This is a genomic window from Streptococcus pseudopneumoniae (assembly GCF_001072925.1).
Taxonomy (GTDB): Bacteria; Bacillota; Bacilli; order Lactobacillales; family Streptococcaceae; genus Streptococcus; species Streptococcus pseudopneumoniae_Q.
In genome coordinates, this window is record NZ_JVHE01000099.1 from 107,450 (window position 1) to 134,345 (window position 26,896).

Genomic DNA, 26,896 nt, shown 5'->3' on the forward strand with positions numbered 1-26,896 from the left:
AGATTTAAAAATGTACATAAATCATTGTAAATGCTATCAAAAAGGAGTATAATGAGTGCAATAAATTTCGGAGGTGGATGATGCTCGAAGTAAGAAATCTAGAGAAAAGTTTTGGGCCTAAGCAAGTTTTGTTTGGTGTTGACTTTCAAGCACGACCAGGGCGTATTTTGGGACTAGTCGGGAAAAATGGAGCTGGGAAAACAACTATTTTTCACAGTATTTTGAAATTTTTAGACTATCAAGGGGAGATTGAGCTTGATGGTCAAGACATTCGTCAGGAGACCTATGCTCGCATTGGTTATCTCCCTGAAGAACGCAGTCTTATGCCTAAATTGACAGTCCTTGAACAAGTTCGTTACTTGGCGACCCTAAAAGGCATGGACGCTAAGGAAATCAAAGAAAAACTCCCTCAATGGATGGAAAAACTGGAAGTCAAGGGGAAACTGACGGACAAGATCAAAAGTCTCTCAAAAGGAAATCAACAGAAGATTCAGTTGATTATCACTTTGATTCATGAACCAGATTTGATTATCCTAGATGAGCCTTTTAGTGGCTTGGATCCAGTTAATACAGAACTTCTTAAGCGGGTTATCTTGAAAGAAAAAGAACGTGGCGCGACCATTATCTTTTCTGACCATGTCATGACCAATGTCGAAGAACTTTGTGATGATATCCTCATGATTCGAGATGGACGTGTGGTCTTGCATGGACCGGTTCAAGAGGTCCGCAATCAATATGGCAAAACACGACTTTTTGTTTCTAGTGACCGAAGCAAGGAAGAACTGGAGATCCTTCCTCATGTCAAACAGGTTAGCTTGACCAAGCAAGGTAGCTGGAAGTTGATTTTAGATGATGAAAGTGCAGGTAGAGAACTCTTCCCAATCTTGACTCAAGGTCAATATATCGCGACTTTTGATCAACAAGCTCCAACAATCGATGAAATCTTTAAATTAGAATCAGGGGTGGAAGTATGAGAAATATGTGGGTTGTAATCAAAGAAACCTATCTAAGACATGTCAAGTCTTGGAGTTTCTTCTTTATGGTGATTTCGCCTTTCCTTTTTTTAGGTCTATCTGGAGGAATTGGTGTTCTCCAAGGTTCTTCCTTGGCTCAAAATAGTAAGGTAGCAGTAGTTAGTTCTGTTCCTCTTGTTACAGAAGAACTTAAATCGACCAATGGTCTTAACTTTGACTATAATGATGAAGTAAGTGCTCAAGCCGCTATCAAGGATGAGAAAATAAAAGGCTATCTGATTATTGACCAAGAGAATAGTGTCCTCAAGGCAGTCTATCATGGTGAAACTTCACTAGAGAGCGGCATTAAGTTAGCAGTGACCTCTAAGTTGAATGAACTCCAATCCCAACTCAACCGTTCAGAAGCAAATTTGTCTCAGGAACAGGAAAAACGCTTGGCTCAAACAGTTCAATTCACAGAACAGATTGATGAAGCCAAGGAAAATAAAAAGATGGTCCAAACCTTTGCGGCTGCAGGACTAGGTTTCTTCCTCTATATGATTTTGATTACTTATGCTAGTGTCACTGCTCAAGAGGTAGCTAGTGAAAAAGGAACCAAAATCATGGAAGTGGTCTTCTCAAGCATTCGTGCTAGCCATTATTTCTACGCCCGCATGATTGCCTTACTTCTAGTCATTTTGACTCATATTGGTATTTATGTTGTAGGTGGTCTTGGAGCTATTTTCTTCTTTAAGGATATGCCTATCTTGGCAAATTCAGGTATTCTAAATCACTTGGGAGAAGCCTTTTCGATCAATACCTTGTTGTTTGTCTTGGTTAGTCTCTTTATGTATGTGGTCTTGGCTGCCTTCTTAGGTTCTATGGTTTCGCGACCTGAAGATTCTGGTAAGGCCTTATCGCCTTTGATGCTTTTGATTATGGTAGGTTTCATTGGGGTAACTGTATTAGGAACTTCTGGTGATAATTTAATCTTGAAAATCGGTTCTTACATTCCATTCGTCTCAACCTTCTTTATGCCTTTCAGAGCTATCAATGGTTATGCAAATGGACTAGAAGCTTGGATTTCGCTTGCTATAACGGTTATTTTTGCAGTTACTGCAACAGCTTTTATTGGACGTATGTATGCTAGTTTGGTTCTTCAAACGGATGATTTAGGAATTTGGAAAACCTTTAAACGAGCTTTAAGCTATCGTTAAAAGAGATACCTTCAGTAGATGCTGGAGGTGTTTTTGCTTTGCGAAATCATTGCTGTGTGGTCTTCTTTACCTTACAATGAAAGAAGTATGAAAAGGAGGAGGACATGAACTATATTGATGTTGCTGAAAATGAGTGTTTATTAATCATTGTCCTTGGGATGATGCTGATAAGCCAGATGAGTGAAGATGAGGTGGGGGTGGTCTTGTCGATTGGTATCAACACCTTTGACCTAGCGGATATCTATGGCTAGTGTGAGGTCCTGCTGGGTAAAGTTTTCAAGCACCGTTCGAATCTTCGGGACTAGATTTAGTAGACCAGACGTTACTTATATCAGTGGGCTGGTTTTATTGTTCTATGCTTTACAGATTTTTCTTGACAAGTTTTCTTTGTTATGGTATTCTTTTAGGCAACAAGTGTTGCGCAACAAATGTTGCATTAAAGGAGTATTATGCCACCAAAGGTTAAATTTAGTAAAGAGACTATGATTGGGACAGCTTTACATTTGGTTAGAGAAGAGGGAATGTCTAGTTTGACGGCTAGAGCATTAGCAGAGAAACTGGGCGCCACACCAAGAGTCATTTTTGGGCAATTTGCTAATATGTCTGAGTTACAAGCAGAGGTTATTATTGCTGCGGAAATGGTCGTGGTGGAGTATATACGCAAGGCTTTAGAAGATGAGAAGCCTTTTCGATCTGTCGGGGTTGCTTATATCCTTTTTGCCTCAAAAGAGCCCCAACTTTTTCAATTGCTTTTCCAAAATCCTAGCAAAGATCCGATTCGTCGCTTTCAAGATTTTCTTCCCATGAAGGATCATAGTTACCAATTGGTTCTGGATTCGATTGTCGCAGACTATCTTTTGACGTTAGAGGAGGCTAGTCGCCTGTACCAGCATCTATTTATCTACTCGCACGGCATGGCCTCTATGGTTGCTTCTGGTATTTATCAGTTCAGCATGGAAGAAGTGATTGGTTTATTGACAGAAGTTTGTCAATCTCTCATCAAAGAAATGGTAGGAAAGAAATGATTCAACTAGAAAATGTTCACAAAGGCTACGGCCAAACCAAGGTTTTAAAAGGGATTGACTTGCAGATTCAAGACCAGGATAATGTGGTTATCCTCGGCCCTTCTGGATCGGGAAAATCAACTCTCTTAAACGTGTTATCAGGCTTAGAAAAGGTAGATGAGGGGCATATCCTCATTCAAGGGCAAGATTTATCACAACTCGCGGATGCTCAATTGACAGCCTTTAGACGTGAGAAGATTGCCTTTATTTTCCAACAGTATTATTTATTACCTAATCTGACAGTCAGACAGAATGTTAAGATGGGAGCTGACCTGGCAAACAATCATGATTTTTTGCAGATCATCGAGGATTTGGGACTTGGCGATAAGCTGGACAAATATCCGAGTGAATTGTCTGGTGGGGAACAGCAGAGAGTCTCCATTGCTCGGGCCTTGGCCAAAAAGCCAGAGATTCTCTTCTTAGATGAGCCGACGGGAGCTCTGGATGAAGAAACAGGGCGCAAGATTCTCGACTATATCTGGAAATTGAAGGAAAAGCTGGGCTTTACCTTGATTATGGTGACACACAACCAAAATATTGCGGATATGGCCAGAACCATCATTCGTGTCAATAGTGGCAAAATTACCGAAGTTGTGACCAATGATCAGCCACAGACTGCTTATGAGATTGGATGGTAAGCCATGTTTTCAGTAAAAGATATTCGAAAATTAGTTGTCGTCAGTATCATTGGGGCTTGTGCGGTATTTGTGGCCAATCTCTTCTTGAATTTTTACTTGGATATCGAGCAGTTGGAGATTTCTAAAACCAATCCGATGATTCAGACCTACTATGATGCCCAGGTTTCGCTTTCCTGGATGGTGGCAATGGTCAGTGGGGTTGTCTTGTCCTTAACATCGATCCTTCTCATGTGTTTTTATATCAAACAATTTGTCGATGACCACAAGGAACAATTAGGAATTTTAAAGGCTTTGGGTTATAGCAATGTCCAGTTGGCTAAACGATTTTGGGCTTTTGGACTCAGTTTTGGAATTGGGGCACTTCTTGGCTATTTCGCTTCTTTTCTTATGATGGGGCATTTTTATGACTTTCGTAATGAGAAGGGGATCTTGCCAGAAATCACCATTCATTTTCATTGGCAGCTCTTGGTCGCTTTAGTGATACTGCCAACGACTTTCTTTATGGTTCTTGCGATTGGCTATGCTAGAAGACAACTACAAACGCCGGCCCTTCGCCTATTGAAAAAATCCCCAACACCGATTAAGGACAAAAGGAAAAAAAGTGCTCCTAAGAAAGAAAAATCCTTCCTAAAAGAGCTGTCTTCGTCACTGATTTGGGGAAGAAAATCGATCCTGTTTTTTGTAGTCTTTGGTTCTATGTGTTTTGCGGCCATGGTTCAATTGTCCTTTGGCCTAAGGGACTACACAGATGACATCATCCAAACCATGATGATCATGATTGGCTTGATCCTTTCTTTCTCGATTCTCTTTTTGTCATTGGGGATTGTGGTCTCAGAAAGTCGCGAAACCTTGGCTCTTATGAAGGCATTTGGCTACACAGATCGTGAATGCCAAGGGCATATTCTCGCTCCCTATCGTTTTTGGGCTTATCTAGGATTTGTTTTAGGGACGGCTTATCAATACGGTATCATGGAAATCTTGATTGGTATAATCAAAGATACGGTTCCTGAAAAGATTGAGCATAACTTTGATTGGAATGTTTGCTTCTGGACTTTGATCGGTTTTGCTGTGGTTTATGAAAGCCTCTTTTATCTATCCAACAGAAAACTCCAAAAACAAACCATCAAAGAAGTGCTCTTAGCAGAATAGTGTGAAAATGGCTGGTTTTCCCAGCCTTTTTTCTTTGTGGTAAATGATTGACAGAGAGAGGCTTTTCCGCTATTCTAGGGGAATGATAGAATGGAAGTGAGACATTATGAAACGGAACTACTGGCAGGACCTTAAAGGGGTCTTTTACTTAATCTGGCGCAACAAATGATCCTTTATCTAGGTAGGAATCCTCTTGCAGTTTGTGGTTGACATTGGAGCTGCATCTTTGAGTCATAAATAAATCAAAAGACCTGTGAGTGTATCTCCCAGGTCTTTTATACTCTTCGAAAATCTCTTCAAACCACGTCAGCGTCCATCTGCAACCTCAAAACAGTGTTTTGAGCAGCCTGTGGCTAGCTTTCTAGTTTGCTCTTTGATTTTCATTGAGTATTAATTAGCTGAAATATTTCACATTTATTTCTCCTAAACCTTTGACTATTAGGCAAAATTATCGTACAATAAAGAGTACATGATAAAATGAGATCAGAGTTTATCCACTCTGGCGTTAGTAGTAAAAAATGAGGAGAAACGCTTTGGAATTAGAAGTATTTGCTGGGCAAGAAAAAAGTGAACTATCTATGATTGAGGTGGCTCGTGCCATCTTGGAACTCCGTGGTCGTGATCACGAAATGCATTTTAGTGATTTAGTTAATGAAATCCAAAACTATCTCGGTACCTCTAATAGCGATATTCGTGAAGCTTTGCCTTTGTTCTATACAGAGTTGAACTTTGACGGTAGCTTTATCTCACTTGGAGATAACAAATGGGGTCTTCGTTCATGGTATGGAGTTGATGAAATCGATGAGGAAATCATTGCTCTTGAAGAAAGTGATGATGAAGAAGTAGCACCTAAGGCTAAGAAAAAACGTGTCAACGCCTTCATGGATGGTGATGCAGATGCTATTGATTACAGTGCAGATGATCCAGAAGATGAGGATGCATACGAAGAAGATCCAGCTCTTTCTTATGATGATGAAAATCCAGATGATGAGAAGAATGAAGTGGAAGCCTACGATGCTGAAATCAATGAAATCGCCCCAGATGATCTAGATGAAGAAGTCGATCTTAATGAAGAGGACGACGAAGACTCTGAAGAAGAGGAAGAATAAAAATAAAAAGGAGTTGGAGCTGGAATCGGTCTATCAAGTCTCGATTTCCTAGATCCAGCCTCTTTTTACTTTTTAGTTTGAATGAGTTATGCAAAATGGAATGCCAAGTCAACGATTTGTTCTATTTGACAAATGCTTCATTTTGAGGTAATATATTGTTCGGGCACCTCTTTTAGAGGTCGGAGCTCCCTAGTTCTTAGGGAGCTATTTTTGTTTTTTCCAGGAAGCTTTTCTTCTTGGGGTGTAGTTATTGATGAAGGTCTTGTTTTCTCAATCCCCTGTTAGTGAACAAGACCTTGAGCATTTTAGAAAGAGGAATCTATGTCTACGAAATATATTTTTGTCACTGGTGGTGTGGTATCGTCTATTGGGAAAGGGATCGTTGCAGCGAGTCTAGGACGACTGTTGAAAAATCGTGGTTTGAAGGTGACCATTCAAAAATTTGATCCTTATATCAATATCGACCCAGGAACCATGAGTCCTTACCAGCACGGAGAAGTATTTGTAACAGATGATGGGGCTGAGACAGATTTGGACTTGGGTCACTATGAGCGTTTTATTGATATTAACCTTAATAAATACTCAAACGTGACAACTGGTAAAATCTACAGCGAAGTTCTTCGTAAGGAACGCCGTGGAGAGTATCTTGGAGCAACTGTCCAAGTTATTCCTCATATTACAGATGCCTTGAAAGAAAAAATCAAGCGTGCTGCTCTTACAACAGACTCTGATGTCATTATTACAGAGGTTGGTGGAACAGTCGGCGATATCGAGTCCCTTCCATTCTTAGAAGCTCTTCGTCAGATGAAGGCAGATGTGGGTGCAGATAATGTCATGTATATCCATACGACATTGCTTCCTTACCTCAAGGCAGCTGGTGAAATGAAGACAAAACCAACTCAACACTCTGTCAAAGAATTGCGTGGTTTGGGAATCCAGCCTAATATGTTGGTCATCCGTACTGAAAAGCCAGCTGGACAAGGAATTAAAAATAAACTAGCCCAGTTCTGTGATGTGGCACCAGAATCAGTTATCGAGTCCTTGGATGTCGATCATCTTTACCAAATCCCACTTAATCTGCAGGCACAAGGCATGGATCAAATCGTCTGTGACCATTTGAAAATAGATGCACCTGCAGCGGATATGACAGAGTGGTCAGCTATGGTTGACAAGGTCATGAACCTCAAAAAACAAGTCAAGATTGCTCTTGTTGGTAAGTATGTTGAGTTGCAAGATGCCTACATCTCAGTTGTTGAAGCTTTGAAACACTCTGGTTATGCCAATGATGCAGAAGTCAAGATTGATTGGGTCAATGCTAACGATGTGACAGCTGACAATGTGGCAGAACTCCTATCTGACGCTGACGGAATCATCGTGCCGGGTGGTTTTGGTCAACGTGGAACAGAAGGAAAAATTGAAGCGATTCGCTATGCGCGTGAAAATGATGTACCAATGCTAGGAGTCTGCTTGGGTATGCAGTTGACCTGTATCGAGTTTGCCCGTAATGTCTTAGGTCTTGAAGGAGCTAATTCAGCAGAGCTAAATCCTGATACCAAATACCCTATCATCGATATCATGCGTGATCAGATTGATGTTGAGGACATGGGTGGGACCCTTCGTTTGGGACTTTATCCTTCTAAGCTAAAACGTGGTTCTAAGGCAGCGGCAGCTTATCACAACAAAGAGGTGGTGCAACGCCGTCACCGTCACCGTTATGAATTTAACAATGCTTTCCGTGAACAGTTTGAAGGAGCAGGTTTTGTCTTTTCAGGCGTTTCACCAGACAACCGCTTGGTAGAAATTGTGGAAATTCCAGAAAATAAATTCTTTGTGGCTTGTCAGTACCACCCAGAGCTTTCAAGTCGTCCAAACCGCCCAGAAGAACTTTACACTGCTTTTGTAACAGCAGCGGTTGAAAATAGTAAATAGTCATGATTAAACCTTTGAGAGTCATCTCAGAGGTTTTTCCTATATACATTTAGGATATCTCTTGCAAAAAAATAACATAGTGATATAATTAACATGGATAAAAACAGGAGGAAATCTCATGAAAAAAATCACACTATTTAGTTTGTCTTTAGCAGGTTTAGCTTTACTAGCTTTTCCTCATTCAGGAAAGGCGTTCGAGCTACAAGAGGTATGGCGTATTAAGGGGGGTGTTCAATATCAAGATGGCAAAATTCTTCGATTTAACAATGGTCATGACATAGATATCAAAGCTTTGGATTTGCCAACAACTGAGAAAATCGAGTGGAAAGTTACTTTAGATGGTCAAGACCAGACTGTCAATTTCCTAGCTCAAGAAGTGGATAGATCCAATATTGGTGAAGAAGGACGTTATCTGAATTTCTATGTTCCATATGGCTATAGAGGAGATATCAAGGTAGAGGCCAAGAGCGGAAATGAAGTAAAGACCTGGTCCACTAAAGTGGTTGATGATGTATATCATGACGGTGGAAAGAGTGGTTACTTCCGTATTGACGAATCAAATGATCAATACACCTACCTTGATACTAAATGGGACTATCAAACTAAGACCTACACAGCTACCTTACCAGAAACTGTCAATGGTCAAAAAGTCTATGCTTGGGCAGAGGAATATGGTAGTATTAAACTTGTAAAACCAGGTGCTATCAGTCATAAATATGATGATGGAGGAGTCTTCAGAGAACTTTATCCAATTATAAAATCAGAAAGCTGGCTAAATCTAAAAAATAATCACGGTGAAACCTGGTACTATCAAAAACAAGGCCAACTAGTTAAAGATGCTTGGATCAAGGATCAGGGAAGCTGGTATTTTATGGATGATAAAGGGGTTATGTTTAATCAAACATGGCTTCATCAAGGTGGTAGCTGGTATGCCTTTAAATCATCAGGAGCGATGATTTCAGCTGATTGGCTATATGATAACGGCTCTTGGTATTACCTAAAAGACTCAGGTTCAATGGCGACAGGCTGGCTTAAAGATGGTGGTACTTGGTATTATCTAAAAGATTCAGGTTCCATGGCAACAGGCTGGATCAAAGATAAGGGCTCTTGGTATTATCTAAAAGATTCAGGTGCAATGGCAACAGGCTGGATCAAAGATAATGGTAAGTGGTACTATCTGGCTTCATCTGGTAATATGCTTAGCAATACACGCACGCCAGATGGCTATTATGTAGATGCCAGTGGCGCTTGGAAATAAATGTTAAACAGAGAAAGTCTACTGAGGAGGTAGATTTTCTTTTTTTCATTTTCACAATTATGAAAATCTGGAAAAAGGACATTATTTTTGGTAAGATAAGGGTATGGATTTTGAAAAAATTGAACAAGCATATACCTATTTACTAGAAAATGTCCAAATCATTCAAAATGATTTGACGACAAATTTTTACGATGCCTTGATTGAGCAAAATGGGATCTATCTGGATGGTCAGACAAATCTGGAAGATGTCAAGAAAAATAATCAAGCATTAAAACGACTGGCTCTTCGAAAAGAGGAGTGGTTACGAACCTACCAATTCTTGTTAATGAAGGCAGCGCAAACAGAACCTCTCCAAGCAAATCACCAGTTTACACCAGATGCCATTGGTCACTTGATAATTTTTTTGATGGAGCAACTGTGGCCTGCTGAGAATCTAAGTTTATTAGAGTTGGGGTCTGGGATGGGAATTCTGGGTGCTAGCTTCTTAACGTCCATGAACAAAAAGGTAGATTACCTTGGGATTGAACTAGATGACCTCTTAATCGATTTGGCTGCAAGCATGGCAGAAGTTATGGATCTTCAAATGGGCTTTGTCCAAGGAGATGCAGTACGTCCACAAGTATTAAAAGAAAGTGATATTATTGTGAGCGACCTCCCAATTGGCTACTACCCAGACGATCAGATTGCTTCACGTTACCAAGTGGCAGCAAAGGATGAACATACTTACGCTCATCATCTATTAATGGAGCAATCTCTCAAGTATCTGAAGACGGGAGGCTATGCTATTTTCCTTGCTCCAACAGATCTTTTGACGAGTCCTCAGAGTGATCTCTTGAAATCCTGGCTGACTGATCAAGCTCAACTAGTCGCTATCCTAGCTTTACCAGAGGATCTATTCGCTCTAGGAGCCCAGTCTAAGACCATTTTTGTTTTGCAAAAGAAGGTGGGAGAAGGGACAGAGCCCTTTGTTTATCCACTTACTAGCCTTCGGGATCCTGAAATTTTGTTGGAATTTAAGGAAAATTTTCAAAATTGGTGTCAAGAACATGAAATCTAGTATAAATTTTGATATAATAGTTGAAAACGCTTAAAAAAGGGGAAACATTATGACAAAAACCATTGCAATTAACGCTGGAAGCTCTAGCTTGAAATGGCAACTTTACCAAATGCCAGAAGAAAAAGTGCTTGCAAAAGGGTTGATTGAGCGAATTGGATTGAAAGATTCTATTTCTACAGTTAAGTTCGATGGTCGTTCAGAACAACAAGTCCTTGACATTGACAACCATACTTTGGCAGTTAAGATTTTGCTTGATGACTTGATTCGTTTTGATATTATTAAATCTTATGATGAAATTACTGGTGTTGGACACCGTGTCGTTGCAGGTGGAGAGTACTTCAAAGAGTCAACAGTCGTGGAAGGTGATGTAATTGAAAAAGTTGAAGAGTTAGGTCTTCTTGCTCCATTGCACAACCCTGCAAACGCTGCAGGTATTCGTGCATTCAAAGAATTGTTGCCAGATATCACGAGTGTCGTTGTTTTTGATACTTCCTTCCATACAAGTATGCCAGAGAAAGCTTATCGCTACCCTCTACCAACAAAATATTACACAGAAAACAAGGTTCGTAAATATGGAGCTCACGGTACAAGCCACCAGTACGTTGCTCAAGAAGCAGCCAAGTTTTTGGAGCGTCCACTTGAAGAGTTGAAGTTAATCACCTGTCACATCGGTAATGGTGCTTCTATTACAGCTGTTAAGGGTGGGAAATCTGTTGATACCTCAATGGGATTCACTCCACTTGGTGGTGTAATGATGGGAACTCGTACAGGGGATATTGACCCAGCCATCATTCCTTATATAATGCAATATACAGAGGACTTTAACAAGCCTGAGGACATCAGTCGTATTCTCAATCGTGAGTCAGGATTGATGGGTGTTTCTGGTAAGTCTAGTGATATGCGTGATGTAATTGCTGCCATGGAGGCAGGAGATCACGATGCCACTTTGGCTTATGAAATGTATGTTGACCGTATCCAAAAACATATTGGTCAATACCTTGCAGTCCTAAATGGAGCAGATGCTATTATTTTCACAGCGGGTATCGGTGAAAATTCTGTTCATGTACGTAAAGATGTCATTTCAGGGATTTCTTGGTTTGGTTGCGATGTAGATCCAGAGAAAAATGTATTTGGTGCGACTGGAGATATTTCGACAGATGCAGCAAGTGTACGTGTACTGGTAATTCCAACGGACGAGGAATTGGTCATTGCACGTGACGTTGAACGTTTGAAAAAATAATAATCAGAAAATCGACCTTCAATGATAAAGGTCGATTTTTTTGATCTAGTAGAACTACCATTTAGTCAGTGAAACTTCACCACTATTGAGCCAAATTTTTTCACCAGTGGCTAATTCTATCTGTAGTTGTCCTTGGTCAGAGATGTCACAGGCTTTTCCTGAGATAGTTTGGTGATCTTGCTTAAAGGAGACTTCTTTTCCTAAAACGATAGAGTGCTTTTTATAGAGATAGAGGAGTTCATCGGCTTCTGTTTCGTAGAAACATTTCCAGATTTCAGCAATCAATTCATTGCGAGTAATGGGAGTATTTTGAGAAAATAAGCTTCCAGCTTTAGTTTGTAGATTCTTGGGAAATTCAGCGATAGAAAAGTTGATCCCGACCCCAATGATAACATCTGTAACGAGTCCAGTTTCGACAGAGGTAATGGCTTCTGTTAGAATACCAGCAATTTTTTTATGGTTCAGATAAATATCATTGACCCACTTGATATCCACATCAATCAAACTAAGATTCTTGATAGCCTTGTAGATAGCCCCAGCTGTTAGAAGTGTATAGGCGGGAAGTTTCTGGTAAGGGAGATTGGGTTGTAGGTGAAGGGACATGTAAATTCCCCCCTTATCAGGTGAGTAATAAGGACGTTGAAAACGACCGCGTCCCATAGTCTGGCTAGTGGAAAGGTAGAGTTTATCCCCTTTAGCACCAGCTTCCATAGCCTCTTTAGCATCGGTTTGGGTAGATTTTGTTGAGGGTTTAAACTGGACAGTAATGGGACTATCCGCTTCGATTTCCTGTGGCAAGATAAGGTCTCCGTCCAGAAGTTTATACCCACGATTTTTGATACTGTCAATCTCCAGCCCCTCTTGTTGGAGACGTTGGATCGCCTTCCATACGGAAGTTCGAGATAGGTTTAATCTCTCAGCTATTTTTTCTCCGCTTAGATAATCAGTTTCAGTAGCTAGTATTTTATAGACTTCTTGGTAGGATTTCATGCTAGCCCCTTTCTGGAATAATTAGATTTATTGTACCATATTTTTAAAAAAGGGATAGCGATTTTCAAGTAATCTTAGCTAACTATAAAATTTTACCCAGTTTTAGTTAGGAGTATAGAGGCAAAGAGGTTTTCAAATCTCTTGAAAAATGGTAAAATGTTTTAATAACTTATTTATCTGAATGTGATATTCAGAAGGAAAGGATCTGTTGTGAAATCAATAGGTGTCATTGAAAAGTTAAAAAGTTTATCGAAACAAGAAGGACTTCTTTTAGGAGTTATTCTGAGTATTTTTCTCCCTTTTTATCTTTTTGTTATTATTTTTATCTCTTACTTACTTTGGTTAGTATATACCGGGGAGATGAAGGGAATCTTGAAACGTTTGTCTCAACACCCTGTCTTGCTCTTTTTTATTGCTTATAGCACTGCAATTTCTCTTCTAGCACAAAATGTGATGGGAGTAGTTTCTTCGGTGGCCATGTTTCTGTTTGCCATTTTCTTTTACTATTATCAATCTCAATTGACTCCTAAATTTTTTAGGTTGACGATTGAAGGAGTTTTAGCCTCGAGTGTCTTGGCAGCAGTCTTTGCAGCCTTGGAACATTTCCAAATTGTAAAGAAATTTGATTATACCTTCCTCTCACCACGGATGCAGGTTTGGCATCAAAACCGAGCGGAGGTTGCCTTCTTTAACCCTAATTACTATGGAATTATCTGTTGTTTCTGTATCATGATTGGTTTTTATCTGATTAGCACAACTAAGTTAAGGTGGTTACGAATCTTTTCTATGATTGCCATCTTTGCTAATTTATTCGGTTTAAACTTTACGCAGAATCGTACAGCTTTTCCAGCCATCATCTTTGGAGCCATCATTTACCTCTTCACGACCATTAAGAACTGGCGTGCTTTCTGGCTTAGTATAGGAGTTTTTGGGGTTGGTTTAGCCTTTCTATTTTCGAGTGATTTAGGTGTTCGAATGGGAACCTTAGATTCATCTATGGAAGAACGTGTTTCTATCTGGAATGCTGGAATGGCCTTGTTTAAGCAAAATCCATTCTGGGGTGAAGGACCGCTAACCTACATGCACTCTTTCCCTCGTATTGGAGCACCTTATCATGAACATGCCCACAGTATCTATATAGATACGATTTTGAGTTATGGAGTTGTCGGTACCGTTCTCTTGGGGATTGCTTCTGCCACTCCGGTACGAATGTTGATTGATATGAGTCAAGTACCTAGTAAGCGTCCTATTCTTGGACTTTACCTCTCTTTCTTGACAGTAGTAGCTGTGCACGGAATTTTTGATTTGGCTCTCTTTTGGATTCAATCATCTTTTATTTTCCTGTTAGTGATGTGTAGTTTACCACTAAAACATAGTATGATTGATGAATTAGTTGATTAAGAAAAAGATAGTAGAAACTAACATTTTCTACTATCTTTTTTCAATTCAATTATTGAATAGCTTGAACCAAGTCTTCAGCTTGTTGTTTTAGTGAAGTAGCAACACTGTCTTCAAGGACTAGTTTACCATCTACCCAAGCAGAATCATTGATACGAGCTGCAGTGAATTCACCTACAACTTGTGTACGGATGAATGGCAAGAGGTCTTTGTAGATTGCAAAGAGTTGTTCATGACCTGCATTTGCTACTGAAGACACAGTAACGATTTTATCTTGAAGGGCAGATGAACCACGAGTTTCAGATAAGTCAAGAGCACGTGAAAGCCAGTCAAGTAAGTTTTTCACTGTTCCAGGAATTGAGAAGTTGTAGACTGGAGAGAAAATCCAGATAGCATCAGCAGTCAGAACAGCTTCACGAGCTGCTGCTACAGCTGGAAGAGTTGGAACTTCAAGTTCCTGGTTAAAAAGTGGAATTGCTGAGTAGTCAAGGTAGCTAATCTCAGCTTTTCCTGCAAGAGCTTTTTCGGTTTCTACCGCCATTTGGTGGTTGAAAGAACCTTCACGAAGTGAACCAACGATAAATAATACTTTTTTAGACATAGGGAGTATCCTTTATATTTTAATCAGAGCTTTCTCTGTTGTTATAAACAATGTTACAACAAAACAAAATCATTTGCAAGAAATTTGCCCAGAAAATAAAAATCGATGATAGTCAAGATTATTTTTAGGAGTAGAGATTATGAAAAGTCTGTGAAATCAATGATTCAAGCGTCATATATTCCTGTCATAAGAGAAGTTCCGAGACAAATCCTCCTCTTTTACTCACTTGTAATTCACTTGGATAGATGGTAAAATAGACGAGTGAAAATGAGACAGAAAAAAGAAAAAAATTCCTTATTATTTCAGTACGGTATTGGTATGACCCTGCTGGCACTAGTTGTGACTTCTTCCTTTCTCTATTTGGTGTGGCTTAGCATGAAGCCTTATCAGACAGCGAAGGTAGAAGGGGAAAAACTTGCCAAGCAGTATGCGAATCTAGAAACGGTCAGTCAGGTTGATTTCTTCAATGGTTTAGAGAGCTATTATAGTGTCCTTGGCCAAGACAAGAATCAAAAGCCAGTAGCTGTTTTAATTGAGAAAAATAGTCAAAAAATCTATGTGTATCAACTAGAAAGTGGCACTTCACAAGAAAAAGCAGAAGCAGTTGTCAGAGAAAAAGGAGCAACTGATATTGACGCGATTACCTTTGGACGGTATGCTGATAAGCCTGTCTGGGAAATCAAGTCTGGTGGAGACTACTATCTAGTGGATTTTGAATCTGGTGCCCTAATCGAAAAGGAGAAACTATGAAATTATCTAAACGTGTCTTAGAAATGGAAGAAAGTGTCACTCTGGCTAGTGATGCAAGAGCAAAGAAATTAAAGGCTGAAGGAAAAGATGTTCTTTTCTTAACTTTAGGTCAGCCCGATTTTCATACTCCTGAAAATATTCAAGATGCTGCTGTTGCAGCCATTCGAGATGGTCGCGCGTCTTTCTATACGGTAGCTTCAGGTTTGCCTGAATTGAAAGCAGCGGTCGATACCTATTTTGAACGCTATTATGGTTATTCTGTAGCGGCTAATGAAGTCACTTTTGCTACTGGTGCCAAGTTCTCCCTTTATACTTTCTTTATGGCTGTGATTAATCCTGGTGATGAGGTCATTATTCCAACACCTTACTGGGTTAGCTATGGAGACCAGGTTAAGATGGCCGAAGGTGTTCCAGTCTTTGTCCAAGCCAAAGAAGACAATCACTTTAAAGTGACTGTTGAGCAATTAGAAGCAGCTCGTACAGATAAGACCAAGGTCTTGGTTCTTAACTCACCATCTAATCCTACCGGTATGATCTATTCTCGTGAGGAACTCTTGGCCATCGGAAACTGGGCAGTTGAACATGATATTCTCATTCTTGCAGACGATATTTATGGTCGTTTGGTCTATAACGGGAATGAGTTCGTCCCAATGTCAAGTCTGTCAGAAGCTATTCGCAAGCAAACCATTGTTATTAATGGGGTTTCAAAAGCCTATGCCATGACTGGTTGGCGTGTTGGTTATGCAGTAGGTGATCCAGAAATCATTGCTGCCATGAGCAAATTGACAGGTCAAACAACTTCAAATCTGACAGCAGTGTCTCAATACGCAACCATCGAGGCGCTAACTGGACCTCAAGATTCTGTAGAAATCATGCGCCAAGCCTTTGAAGAGCGTTTGAATACCATCTATCCACTCTTGTGTGAAGTTCCAGGTTTTGAAGTGGTAAAACCGCAAGGAGCCTTCTATCTCTTCCCAAATGTTAAAAAAGCCATGGAGATGAAAGGTTTTACCGATGTAACAGCATTTACAACGGCCATCCTTGAAGAGGTGGGGCTAGCCTTGATAACAGGTGCTGGATTTGGAGCACCAGAAAATGTCCGTCTCAGCTATGCGACAGACTTGGAAACTCTTAAAGAAGCCATTCGTCGTTTGCACCAATTTATGGAAAAATAAGAAGCTTAACCTTCGTCTTAATAACGGAGGTTTTTATTTTTAAAAACTTAGGAATTTCTGTCAAACTAGCTAGCTATCAGGCATTATTTGTGGTACAATAATGAGTAATAATGTCTTTGGACAAGTTAAACGAATAAAGGAAGATAAATGATGACAAAACGTGTAACAATTATCGAAGTAAAAGACTACGTTGGTCAAGAAGTGACTATCGGTGCTTGGGTTGCTAACAAGTCAGGAAAAGGGAAAATTGCCTTCTTGCAATTGCGTGACGGAACTGCCTTTTTCCAAGGAGTTGCTTTCAAACCTAACTTTATCGAAAAATTTGGAGAAGAAGTAGGTCTTGAAAAATTTGACACCATCAAACGCCTAAGTCAAGAAACTTCTGTTTTCGTGACAGGGATTGTCAAAGAAGACGAGCGTTCTAAATTTGGTTACGAGTTGGATATTACAGACATCGAAGTTATCGGTGAATCTCAAGATTACCCAATCACTCCAAAAGAACACGGAACAGACTTCTTGATGGACAACCGTCACTTGTGGCTTCGTTCTCGTAAGCAAGTTGCTGTGATGCAAATCCGTAATGCGATTATCTATGCAACTTATGAGTTCTTTGATAAAAATGGCTTCATGAAGTTTGATAGCCCAATTCTTTCAGGAAATGCTGCAGAAGATTCTACAGAACTTTTCGAAACAGACTACTTTGGAACACCAGCCTACTTGAGCCAATCTGGTCAGCTTTATCTGGAAGCAGGTGCTATGGCCCTTGGTCGCGTCTTTGACTTTGGTCCAGTATTCCGTGCTGAAAAATCAAAAACTCGTCGTCACTTGACTGAGTTCTGGATGATGGATGCAGAGTATTCATACTTGACCCACGATGAATCACTTGACTTGCAAGAGGCTTATGTCAAAGCTCTTCTTCAAGGTGTTCTTGACCGTGCACCTCAAGCGTTAGAAACATTGGAACGTGATACAGAGCTTTTGAAACGCTACATTGCAGAGCCATTCAAACGCATCACTTACGATCAAGCGATTGATCTCTTGCAAGAGCATGAAAATGATGAAGACGCTGACTACGAACATCTTGAACATGGAGATGACTTTGGTTCACCACACGAAACTTGGATTTCAAACCACTTTGGTGTACCAACCTTTGTCATGAACTACCCAGCAGCCATTAAGGCCTTCTACATGAAACCAGTTCCTGGAAATCCAGAGCGCGTGCTTTGTGCAGACTTGCTTGCACCAGAAGGTTACGGAGAAATCATTGGTGGTTCAATGCGTGAGGAAAACTACGATGCGCTTGTAGCGAAGATGGAATCACTCGGTATGGATCGTACAGAATATGAATTCTACCTTGACCTTCGTAAATACGGTACAGTTCCACACGGTGGATTTGGTATCGGTATCGAGCGTATGGTAACCTTTGCAGCAGGTACAAAACACATCCGTGAAGCCATTCCATTCCCACGTATGTTGCACCGTATCAAACCTTAATAACTATAAAAACGCCATCTGGCGTTTTTACTTTAAATGAAAGAGGTGGAGAAAATGTAGGCAACTCTAAGTAAGTCTTTTAGAAACAATCATATTACTTATTGAAAGAGAGAAAACAATGTTTAAAAGAACTTACAAATGCAACATTCCACTCCTAGCCGGACTGGAATTTACATCTTATTTTGGGATTACCAGTTTTTGGATTTTATTTTTCATTCAGAATGGCCTTTCCTTACTTCAAATCGGTCTATTAGAAAGTATCTTTCATGGGACAAGTCTCTTATGTGAAATCCCATCTGGTATGTTGGCCGATCGATTTAGCTACAAGACCAATCTCTATTTGGCTCGCTTGGCCAGTATTGTATCCTCTATCTTGATTTTGTTTGGTCAGGGAAATTTTTGGATCTATGCTCTTGCCATGATGGTCAGTGCTTGGTCCTATAATTTTGATTCTGGGACCAGTACCGCTTTCTTATATGATTCTGCGGTAGAAGCAGGTCAAAAGGACCGGTATCTTCAGATTTCTAGCTTTTTGTCTGGTGTGGCAGAAGTGACTCGAACCCTAGGTACAGTTGTGGCAGGCTTCTTTATTCACGGAGCCTTGGCTTGGACTTATCTAATTGCTATTGGATTATCTTTTCTTTCTATAATCTTGATTTATTTTATGAAAGAACCAATGGCTAAGAGAGAAAAAAATGAAGTCTTAACCTTTAAAACGATTGTCCTGCAAGTTCGAAAAGAATGGCAGGAAAAACCAGTAGTCTTTTACTGGATGCTGACTTATCAGCTAGTCGGGACACTCATGTGCATGTTTTACTTTTACTATCAGCAGAAAATAAGTGACTTAGCTGGATGGCAGGTATCGCTGGTCATGCTGATTGGTAGTGGCTTAAATCTTATAGCAGTTTATGTAGCTAGTCAAATTGGTAAAAAATGGAATAGCAATCGAGTTTTTCCGACTCTTGTTGCACTAACGGGTTTGGCCTTACTATTGGTATTTTTTGGAACTCCTTTTGCTTTTCTTCTCGTATATCTTTTAACCGATACACTCTATGCAGTTTATCAACCAATCTATTTTAATGACTTACAAGGCTATTTACCGTCCAGTGTAAGAGCAACTATGCTTAGTATCAATTCTATGCTCTTTAGTTTATCTATGATTGTCATTTTCCCATTGACAGGTTGGTTGATTGATCGTTGGGGCCTTGTAGCTGTCTTTTCAGTTCTAGGTCTTATCTTACTATTAACCTATCCTATCTTAAGAATTGGTCTAAAAAGGATGGGCAAGCTATTAAATTAGGACTTAAAAACTGAATAAAGCACGAAACCCTATTTGCCCAAAGAAAGATCCTGTGGTACAATAGCAAGAAGAAAAGGAGAAGAGCATGATTGATGTAGAAGAAATTCTAAGTAAGATGAATCCCAATCAAAAGATCAACTATGACCGTGTCATGCAAAAGATGGTTCAAGTTTGGGAAAAAAATGAAGAGAGACCAACTATTCTCATGCACGTCTGTTGTGCTCCCTGTAGCACTTACACTCTAGAGTATTTGACCAAGTATGCGGATGTGACTATCTATTTTGCAAATTCAAATATCCATCCCAAAGCTGAGTATCACAAGCGTGCCTATGTGACCAAGAAGTTTGTCAGTGATTTCAATGAGCGAACTGGAAATAAGGTCCAATACCTAGAAGCTCCTTATGAACCCAACGAATACCGTCAGCTGGTCAGAGGTTTGGAAGAAGAACCTGAAGGTGGCGATCGCTGCAAGGTTTGTTTTGACTATCGCTTGGACAAGACAGCGCAAGTGGCTATGGACTTAGGATTTGATTACTTCGGTTCAGCCCTAACCATCAGTCCTCACAAAAATTCACAAACCATCAATAGTATCGGGATTGATGTGCAGAAAATCTACACCACTCATTATCTTCCAAGTGATTTTAAGAAAAATCAAGGCTATAAACGCTCTGTAGAAATGTGTGAAGAGTACGACATTTATCGCCAATGTTATTGTGGCTGTGTCTATGCCGCTCAAGCTCAAAATATTGACTTGGTACAGGTCAAGAAGGATGCAACAGCCTTTATGGTAGATAAGGATATCGAAAAAGACTATTCGCATATCAAGTTCACTGTTACAAAATTAGATATTTAGACGAAAACCTGCCTCAAGGCAGGTTTTTTACTAGGGAAAAGTGATAGCCAGAAATTGATGGACTAATCTATGAATTCCTAGTCCATGACTCGCGAGCCTTCAATAAACTAGTTGAGACTTAAGATTTGTGGATAAACATGAAGTTTAGGTTAAAAGTATTTTTTGGAATTTAGAATGCTGATAAACAGTTCAATTAGTTGCCACTCAAAGGCTCGTTAGAAATCAAAAAACGAGGTCAGGATTTTAATCCTGACCTCTGACAACTTTACCGATTCTTTAGTTCTACGTAGCGTTTGTACCAAATGTTGACATAGGCTTCTGAGAAAGGACCTCGCTCATTGTTAATCCAATCAACAAGAATCTTAACATGCTCTTTCAGAATATAGTCTAGATCAGAAGAATACTTCATTTTTCGCTTGTGTCGTTCATACTCCTCAACGTCCAAGAGGCGTTTCTCACCATCTGTAAAAACTTTAACATCCAAATCATAGTCAATGTATTTTAAAGCTTCTTCATCCAGATAGTAAGGACTAGCCATATTGCAGTAGTAGGAGATACCATTTTCACGAATCATAGCGATAATATTAAACCAATATTTCTTGTGAAAGTAAACAATAGCCGGTTCTCGAGTTACCCAACGACGACCGTCACTTTCGGTAACAAGTGTGTGGTCGTTGACGCCGATAATAGCGTTCTCTGTTGTTTTTAGTACCATGGTGTCCCGCCAAGTGCGGTGGAGACTCCCATCATGCTTATAACTTTGAATTGTAATAAAGTCGCCTTCTTTTGGAAGTTTCATAACTAACCAACTTTCTACAATTTATAAGTTTATCGTTTACTATTGTATCACATTTTTGTTTAAAGTTCTTAGTTTTTTTATGAAAAAATTAAAGATATTCTCTTAGAGCGCTGGCTATATCCGAAAAATCGTAACCTTTTCTAGCTAAAACTTGGGTCAAACGTTGTTTCAGTTCGTATCCTTCATACTTTCGTGAGTATTTTGGGTATTGTTTATCGAGCTCTTTAAAAATCAGCTCTTGGACAGTTTCTTCATCGACCTGGTTATCTAGTTGATCAAAGGCAGACTTGGCTTCTGTATAGGAAAATCCTTTATTGGTTAGGCCTTGGATAATCTTATCCTGTAGAGCACGGGCAGGTAATTTCCCTTGGTATTTTTTCAATAGTTTTTTAGCTGTGCGCTCTGCGACTTCCGTCATATCAAATTCTTGTAAGACGTCTTGGATAACGGTCTTAGCAACCCCTTTTTGAGAAATCTTCTGCATCAGCATATAGCTTCCCTTATCTCCTGAAAGCTGATTGGAATTGATGATAGCTTGTGCATATTGGCGGTCATTGATCCAGTTGTCGTCCTTTAGAGACTGAATGACTTGGGGAATGATTTTCTCATCAATTTCATGTTTGGCAAGATAATCTCTAACTTCTTTTTCAGTACGGGTCTTGAAGGATAAGTGGTAGAGAGCTAGATTTTTACTGTAGGAAAATTGCGCAAAGGATTTAATCTCAGTTAGTTCCTCAGCTGAGATCTCTTTCCCTTTTGTCAACATAAAGCGAACAATGGTATCCTCGGTAATGTAGCAGGTTTGATCGCTATCAAGTTCGAGCAGATAGAGTCTTTTTTTCTTTTCAAGTTTTGTGATTTTCATATTTTCCTCTTACCCAAATGCTTCAAAGGCAGCAACGAGTCGAAGTTTGTTGCTATCAACCAGCTCTATCCCGTAACAGTCGAGAAATAGTTCAGCATATTTGGGATCTTTTAAGTTGTAATTGAGGGACCAAATTGCCCAAAAGAGATCGATATGCCGATCACTGAAATCAGCCAAACCAAGATCAATAAAGCAAGAGAAATGGCTAGCATCTTTGAGAATAAAGTTTGGTAGACAGGCGTCCCCGTGAATAAAGGCATCTGTACTTAAAAGGTGTCCTTGTTCTTGGATGAGTTGGAAGGCCTCTTCGCGACTGCTAATCTGGAATTGGGGTAGGAGCGCCTTGGCATAGAACTCCCCTTTTTCATAGTTTTTAAAGGCTCTGTCTTTATAGGTCTGTAAATGATTTTCTGATGGAAAATTGTGTGGGTTTAAGCTGTGAAGCTTTTTAAGAGCCTCTGCCATTGTTCGGCAGATTTTTTCTGGCTGATCTAAAAAAGCGAAAGCATCATGACCAATAGCCTCTTTAGTCAGGAGGTAGTCTTTATCTTTAGATAGATATTCGATAACTGGAGTTCCCAGTCCTTTGGTTTCAAACCACCTTGCAATGCTAGCTTCTCGCTCTAATCTTCCCTTTTGATCTTTTTTTAAATAGTAACCTGAGTCAAGATAAAGGACCCTTGCGCCTGAATGAGAAGAGCTGTCAGAAAGGCTTGTCCCCTCTATATAAGTTCGTAATTGCTCAGGAAAATCCAATGAGGAAAAAGATATCTTTGTATTCATGTTTTTATTGTAACATATTCTTAACCATTGAGAAACTACGTGGTATAATAGACTTATGAATCTAAAAGTCAAACAAAAAATTCCATTAAAAATCAAGCGCATGGGGATTAACGGGGAAGGAATTGGTTTTTTCCAGAAAACCCTCGTTTTTGTTCCAGGTGCCCTCAAGGGAGAAGATATCTATTGTCAGGTAACTTCTGTTAAGCGTAACTATGTTGAGGCCAAACTGCTTGAGGTCAATAAAAAATCTAAGTTTCGAGTGGTTCCAGACTGTACCATTTATAATGAGTGTGGAGGCTGTCAAATCATGCACCTGCACTATGACAAGCAGCTGGAGTTCAAGACAGATCTCCTTCATCAAGCTCTGAAAAAGTTTGCTCCTGCTGGCTACGAAAACTATGAAATTAGACCAACCATTGGTATGCAGGAGCCTAAGTATTATCGGGCTAAACTGCAATTCCAAACTCGAAAATTTAAGGGCCAAGTCAAGGCGGGATTATATGCTCAAAATTCCCATTATTTGGTTGAGTTAAAAGACTGTCTGGTTCAAGACAAGGAGACGCAGATTATTGCCAATCGCATTGCTGAACTCTTGACCTATCATCAAATTCCGATTACAGATGAACGGAAAATTCTTGGGGTTCGGACCATCATGGTTCGTCGAGCACGGAAAACTGGGCAAGTTCAGATTATCATTGTGACAAATCGTCAATTAAATCTGACTCAATTTGTGAAAGATTTAGTCAAGGATTATTCTGAAGTAGTGACTGTCGCAGTCAATACCAATACTGCCAAAACTTCTGAGATTTATGGAGACAAGACCGAGATTATTTGGGGGCAGGATAGTATACGCGAAGGTGTTCTAGACTATGAATTTTCTCTTTCACCACGAGCTTTTTACCAACTCAATCCTGAACAGACAGAAGTCCTCTACAGTGAAGCCGTTAAGGCCTTGGACGTAAATGAGAATGACCATCTGATTGATGCCTATTGTGGTGTTGGGACCATTGGTTTTGCCTTTGCTAAAAAAGTCAAAAGCTTGAGAGGGATGGATATTATTCCAGAAGCTATTGAGGATGCCAAAGAAAATGCTAAGCGCATGGGTTATACCAATACTCACTATGAAGCAGGAACTGCAGAAGAAATTATTCCTCGTTGGTACAAGGAAGGCTACCGTGCAGATGCCTTGATTGTGGACCCGCCACGTACAGGTTTAGATGATAAGCTCTTGGATACCATTGTCAAGTATGCTCCTGAAAAGATGGTCTATGTTTCCTGCAATGTGTCTACCTTGGCGCGTGATTTAGTCCGTCTAGTAGAGGTCTATGATCTACACTATATCCAGTCTGTTGATATGTTTCCACACACGGCTAGAACAGAAGCAGTGGTCAAATTAACCAGGAGAAAGCCAACTTCTAGATAAAAACGGCAACTGGAAAGTTTTTGAAAAGAAGACTTCTAGTTACAGAGTAAGATTTGCAAGCTATCTTTAAATATGATAAAATAAGTAGAAAATAAAATGAAAAAAGAGGTATGTGAAATGTCACGTAAACCATTTATTGCCGGTAACTGGAAAATGAACAAAAACCCAGAAGAAGCAAAAGCATTTGTTGAAGCTGTAGCATCAAAACTTCCTTCAGCAGACCTTGTTGAAGCAGGTATCGCAGCTCCAGCTCTTGATTTAACAACTGTTCTTGCTGCTGCTAAAGGTTCAAACCTTAAAGTTGCTGCTCAAAACTGCTACTTTGAAAATGCTGGTGCTTTCACTGGTGAAACTAGTCCACAAGTTTTGAAAGAAATCGGTACTGACTACGTTGTTATCGGTCACTCAGAACGTCGTGACTACTTCCACGAAACAGACGAAGATATCAACAAAAAAGCAAAAGCAATCTTTGCAAACGGTATGCTTCCAATCATCTGTTGTGGTGAAAGCCTTGAAACTTACGAAGCTGGTAAAGCAGCAGAATTCGTAGGTGCTCAAGTTTCTGCTGCTCTTGCTGGATTGACTGCAGAACAAGTAGCTTCAACAGTTATCGCATACGAGCCAATCTGGGCTATCGGTACTGGTAAATCAGCTTCACAAGACGATGCACAAAAAATGTGTAAAGTTGTTCGTGACGTTGTAGCTGCTGACTTCGGTCAAGAAGTAGCTGACAAAGTACGTGTTCAATACGGTGGTTCAGTTAAACCTGAAAACGTTGCTGAATACATGGCTTGTCCAGACGTTGACGGAGCTCTTGTTGGTGGTGCATCACTTGACCCAGAAAGCTTCTTGGCATTGCTTGACTTTGTAAAATAAGCCTTAAATATCTGAGACAGACAGTTCCCCCTCTCGAGGTTTTGGCTGCCTGTCTTCTTTTTAGTAAAATGGCGTGCGAAAGCACGCTCTTTTCTGCATTTTATACTCAATGAAAATCAAAGAGCAAACTAGGAAGCGAGCCGCAGGCTGTACTTGAGTACGGCAAGATGAAGCTGACGTGGTTTGAATTTGATTTTTGAAGAGTATTAGAAGAAAAAGAAAGGAGAATCATGCTGTATATTTGGTCTTATCTCAAACGCTATCCCAAGTGGTTAGTGTTAGACTTTCTCGGGGCAATTTTCTTTGTCATTGTCAATCTAGGTTTACCAACAGTTTTAGCCCGCATGATTGACCAGGGAATCAACCAAGGTGATCAGGATAAACTCTATTTTTGGGCCGTAATCATGTTGGTTATTATCGTCTTGGGAACATTTGGACGGGTTGTTCTGGCTTATGCTGCTAGTAAATTGACCACGAATATGGTTAAGGATATGCGGGATGATGTCTATGCTAAGCTGCAAGAGTATTCTCATCACGAATATGAACAAATCGGTGTATCTTCACTAGTTACTCGTATTACCAGTGATGCCTTTGTCCTCATGCAGTTTGCGGAACAAACTCTTAAGTTGGGTGTTATCACTCCCATGATGATGCTGTCGAGTATTCTCATGATTTTCTTGACCAGTCCTTCACTAGCTTGGATTGTCGCTTTTTCCGTTCCTTTTCTAGCTGTAGTAGTCATTTATGTGGCGGTCCAAACGCGTCCCTTATCTGAAAAGCAACAAAAAACACTGGATAAGATTAACCAGTATGTCCGTGAAAATTTGATGGGTTTGCGTGTCATCCGTGCCTTTGCCCGTGAAGACTTCCAAGAAAAACGTTTCGAAGAGAAAAATGCAATCTATGCGGATAATTCGAATCGCTTGTTCAAATTGACTGGTTTGACGGAACCACTATTTGTGCAAATCATTATCGCTATGATTGTGGCTATCGTTTGGTTTGCTTTGGATCCTCTCAAACAGGGAAGTTTGCAGATTGGGGATTTGGTAGCCTTCATAGAGTATAGTTTCCATGCTCTCTTGTCCTTCCTTTTCTTGTCAAACCTCTTTACCATGTATCCACGTACTGCCGTATCTAGCGAGCGTTTGAAGGAAATCATGGACATGCCCATTTCCATTGATTCAAATGAAGATGGAGTTCAAGAAACAGAAACTCATGGATATCTAGAATTTGATAATGTGACCTTTGCCTATCCAGGGGAAACAGAAAACCCTGTTTTGCATAATATTTCCTTTACTGCTAAGCCGGGAGAAACCATTGCATTTATCGGTTCAACTGGGTCAGGTAAGTCTACTCTGGTTCAGTTAATTCCTCGTTTCTACGATGTTACGCTAGGGAAAATCAAGGTCGATGGTGTTGATGTACGGGATTACCGTCTCAAATCACTCCGTCAGAAGATTGGATTTATTCCACAAAAGGCCTTGCTTTTTACTGGAACTATCGCAGAAAATCTCCGCTATGGGAAAGAGGATGCCAGTCATGAGGACTTGCACCAAGCAGCTGATGTAGCCCAAGCCAAAGACTTTATCGAAAGTCGAGAAGAAGGTTTTGCGACGCATCTGGCCGAAGGGGGAAGCAACCTATCGGGTGGTCAGAAACAACGCTTGTCGATTGCCCGCGCAGTCATCAAGGGGCCAGACATCTACATCTTTGATGATTCCTTCTCAGCCTTGGACTATCGTACAGATGCTATTTTGCGCCGTCGTCTCAAGGAAGTGACGCAAGATGCTACGGTATTGATTGTTGCGCAGCGTGTTGGAACTATCATGGATGCTGACCAGATTATCGTCCTTGATAAGGGTGAAATCGTTGGTCGTGGCCGTCATGAAGAATTGATGGAGACCAATGACATTTATCGAGAAATTGCTGAGTCGCAGCTGAAAAATGCGTCTCTAACAGAAGAATAGGAGGTAAA

At 40.1% G+C, this 26,896-nt stretch carries 24 protein-coding genes and 1 pseudogene; 20 read left to right on the forward strand and 5 right to left on the reverse strand.

The window, feature by feature from the left end:
- Nucleotides 1-80: 80 nt before the first annotated feature.
- The 11 genes and pseudogenes from ADH81_RS06700 to ADH81_RS06750 all read left to right on the forward strand — a co-directional run bounded on the left by ADH81_RS06700 (nt 81) and on the right by ADH81_RS06750 (nt 11,614).
- Nucleotides 81-974 (forward strand): ABC transporter ATP-binding protein, encoded by an 894-nt coding sequence (locus ADH81_RS06700; RefSeq protein WP_049527608.1) that lies wholly within the window; start codon nt 81-83, stop codon nt 972-974.
- Nucleotides 971-2,170, forward strand: a complete 1,200-nt coding sequence (locus ADH81_RS06705) for an ABC transporter permease (RefSeq protein WP_049527481.1) — start codon at nt 971-973, stop codon at nt 2,168-2,170. The genes ADH81_RS06700 and ADH81_RS06705 overlap by 4 nt, the downstream gene beginning before the upstream one ends.
- 104 nt (nt 2,171-2,274) lie before the next feature.
- Nucleotides 2,275-2,418 (forward strand): annotated as a pseudogene (locus ADH81_RS06710) (aldo/keto reductase family oxidoreductase); the annotation flags it as partial.
- A gap of 201 nt (nt 2,419-2,619) precedes the next feature.
- Nucleotides 2,620-3,195: a TetR/AcrR family transcriptional regulator gene (locus ADH81_RS06715; protein ID WP_049527482.1), complete on the forward strand. Its 576-nt coding sequence runs from the start codon at nt 2,620-2,622 to the stop codon at nt 3,193-3,195.
- Nucleotides 3,192-3,872, forward strand: a complete 681-nt coding sequence (locus ADH81_RS06720; RefSeq protein ID WP_049527486.1) for an ABC transporter ATP-binding protein — start codon at nt 3,192-3,194, stop codon at nt 3,870-3,872. Before ADH81_RS06715 ends, ADH81_RS06720 begins: the two co-directional genes overlap by 4 nt.
- A gap of 3 nt (nt 3,873-3,875) precedes the next feature.
- Nucleotides 3,876-5,021 (forward strand): FtsX-like permease family protein, encoded by a 1,146-nt coding sequence (locus tag ADH81_RS06725; RefSeq protein ID WP_049527489.1) that lies wholly within the window; start codon nt 3,876-3,878, stop codon nt 5,019-5,021.
- A 533-nt stretch (nt 5,022-5,554) separates the two neighbouring features.
- The gene (gene rpoE / locus ADH81_RS06730; protein ID WP_000418422.1) at nt 5,555-6,130 is read left to right on the forward strand and encodes a DNA-directed RNA polymerase subunit delta; all 576 of its coding nucleotides are present in this window, start codon (nt 5,555-5,557) and stop codon (nt 6,128-6,130) included.
- A gap of 321 nt (nt 6,131-6,451) precedes the next feature.
- A complete protein-coding gene (locus ADH81_RS06735; protein ID WP_049527492.1) occupies nt 6,452-8,059 on the forward strand; it encodes a CTP synthase in 1,608 nt (535 codons plus the stop codon).
- Between the two features lie 118 nt (nt 8,060-8,177).
- Nucleotides 8,178-9,317, forward strand: coding sequence for an N-acetylmuramoyl-L-alanine amidase family protein (locus ADH81_RS06740; RefSeq protein WP_049527494.1), 1,140 nt, complete (start codon nt 8,178-8,180; stop codon nt 9,315-9,317).
- A gap of 103 nt (nt 9,318-9,420) precedes the next feature.
- Nucleotides 9,421-10,374, forward strand: coding sequence for a class I SAM-dependent methyltransferase (locus tag ADH81_RS06745; RefSeq protein ID WP_049527497.1), 954 nt, complete (start codon nt 9,421-9,423; stop codon nt 10,372-10,374).
- Between the two features lie 49 nt (nt 10,375-10,423).
- Nucleotides 10,424-11,614 carry an acetate kinase gene (locus ADH81_RS06750; protein WP_049527500.1) on the forward strand — a complete coding sequence of 397 codons (1,191 nt, stop codon included), beginning with the start codon at nt 10,424-10,426 and terminating at the stop codon, nt 11,612-11,614.
- A gap of 54 nt (nt 11,615-11,668) precedes the next feature.
- Here the strand turns inward: ADH81_RS06750 and birA are convergent, their stop codons facing one another.
- A complete protein-coding gene (gene birA / locus ADH81_RS06755) occupies nt 11,669-12,604 on the reverse strand; it encodes a bifunctional biotin--[acetyl-CoA-carboxylase] ligase/biotin operon repressor BirA (protein WP_049527503.1) in 936 nt (311 codons plus the stop codon).
- A 210-nt stretch (nt 12,605-12,814) separates the two neighbouring features.
- Here birA and ADH81_RS06760 point away from each other — a divergent pair, with 210 nt between their 5' ends.
- Complete coding sequence (locus ADH81_RS06760) at nt 12,815-14,005, forward strand: O-antigen ligase family protein (RefSeq protein WP_049527505.1); 1,191 nt, start codon at nt 12,815-12,817, stop codon at nt 14,003-14,005.
- 49 nt (nt 14,006-14,054) lie between these two features.
- Here ADH81_RS06760 and ADH81_RS06765 read toward each other — a convergent pair whose 3' ends face one another.
- Nucleotides 14,055-14,603 carry an NADPH-dependent FMN reductase gene (locus tag ADH81_RS06765; protein WP_049527508.1) on the reverse strand — a complete coding sequence of 183 codons (549 nt, stop codon included), beginning with the start codon at nt 14,601-14,603 and terminating at the stop codon, nt 14,055-14,057.
- Between the two features lie 261 nt (nt 14,604-14,864).
- Between ADH81_RS06765 and ADH81_RS06770 the strand changes: the two genes are divergently transcribed.
- The 5 genes from ADH81_RS06770 (at nt 14,865) to ADH81_RS06790 (ending at nt 20,175) form a co-directional block, all read left to right on the forward strand.
- The gene (locus ADH81_RS06770) at nt 14,865-15,353 is read left to right on the forward strand and encodes a DUF5590 domain-containing protein (RefSeq protein WP_049527511.1); all 489 of its coding nucleotides are present in this window, start codon (nt 14,865-14,867) and stop codon (nt 15,351-15,353) included.
- Nucleotides 15,350-16,528, forward strand: a complete 1,179-nt coding sequence (locus tag ADH81_RS06775) for a pyridoxal phosphate-dependent aminotransferase (RefSeq protein WP_049527514.1) — start codon at nt 15,350-15,352, stop codon at nt 16,526-16,528. Before ADH81_RS06770 ends, ADH81_RS06775 begins: the two co-directional genes overlap by 4 nt.
- A gap of 150 nt (nt 16,529-16,678) precedes the next feature.
- Nucleotides 16,679-18,022 (forward strand): asparagine--tRNA ligase, encoded by a 1,344-nt coding sequence (gene asnS / locus ADH81_RS06780; RefSeq protein ID WP_414716810.1) that lies wholly within the window; start codon nt 16,679-16,681, stop codon nt 18,020-18,022.
- Between the two features lie 118 nt (nt 18,023-18,140).
- Nucleotides 18,141-19,322, forward strand: coding sequence for an MFS transporter (locus ADH81_RS06785; RefSeq protein WP_049527518.1), 1,182 nt, complete (start codon nt 18,141-18,143; stop codon nt 19,320-19,322).
- A gap of 85 nt (nt 19,323-19,407) precedes the next feature.
- Nucleotides 19,408-20,175, forward strand: coding sequence for an epoxyqueuosine reductase QueH (locus ADH81_RS06790; protein WP_000567559.1), 768 nt, complete (start codon nt 19,408-19,410; stop codon nt 20,173-20,175).
- Between the two features lie 265 nt (nt 20,176-20,440).
- On the opposite strand, the gene ADH81_RS06795 is transcribed toward ADH81_RS06790, so the two are convergent.
- The 3 genes from ADH81_RS06795 to ADH81_RS06805 form a co-directional block, all read right to left on the reverse strand.
- A complete protein-coding gene (locus tag ADH81_RS06795; RefSeq protein ID WP_000775325.1) occupies nt 20,441-20,974 on the reverse strand; it encodes a nucleoside tri-diphosphate phosphatase in 534 nt (177 codons plus the stop codon).
- Nucleotides 20,975-21,062: 88 nt separating this feature from the next.
- The gene (gene recX / locus ADH81_RS06800; RefSeq protein WP_049527522.1) at nt 21,063-21,839 is read right to left on the reverse strand and encodes a recombination regulator RecX; all 777 of its coding nucleotides are present in this window, start codon (nt 21,837-21,839) and stop codon (nt 21,063-21,065) included.
- A gap of 9 nt (nt 21,840-21,848) precedes the next feature.
- On the reverse strand, nt 21,849-22,622 hold the full coding sequence (locus tag ADH81_RS06805) for an aminoglycoside 3'-phosphotransferase (RefSeq protein ID WP_049527524.1): 774 nt from the start codon (nt 22,620-22,622) through the stop codon (nt 21,849-21,851).
- A 55-nt stretch (nt 22,623-22,677) separates the two neighbouring features.
- Here ADH81_RS06805 and rlmD point away from each other — a divergent pair, with 55 nt between their 5' ends.
- From rlmD to ADH81_RS06820, 3 genes are all read left to right on the forward strand, one after another.
- Nucleotides 22,678-24,045: a 23S rRNA (uracil(1939)-C(5))-methyltransferase RlmD gene (gene rlmD / locus ADH81_RS06810; RefSeq protein ID WP_049527526.1), complete on the forward strand. Its 1,368-nt coding sequence runs from the start codon at nt 22,678-22,680 to the stop codon at nt 24,043-24,045.
- 117 nt (nt 24,046-24,162) lie between these two features.
- Complete coding sequence (gene tpiA / locus ADH81_RS06815; RefSeq protein WP_000087887.1) at nt 24,163-24,921, forward strand: triose-phosphate isomerase; 759 nt, start codon at nt 24,163-24,165, stop codon at nt 24,919-24,921.
- Nucleotides 24,922-25,151: 230 nt separating this feature from the next.
- A complete protein-coding gene (locus tag ADH81_RS06820) occupies nt 25,152-26,888 on the forward strand; it encodes an ABC transporter ATP-binding protein (RefSeq protein ID WP_049527529.1) in 1,737 nt (578 codons plus the stop codon).
- The last annotated feature ends 8 nt before the right edge of the window (nt 26,889-26,896 follow it).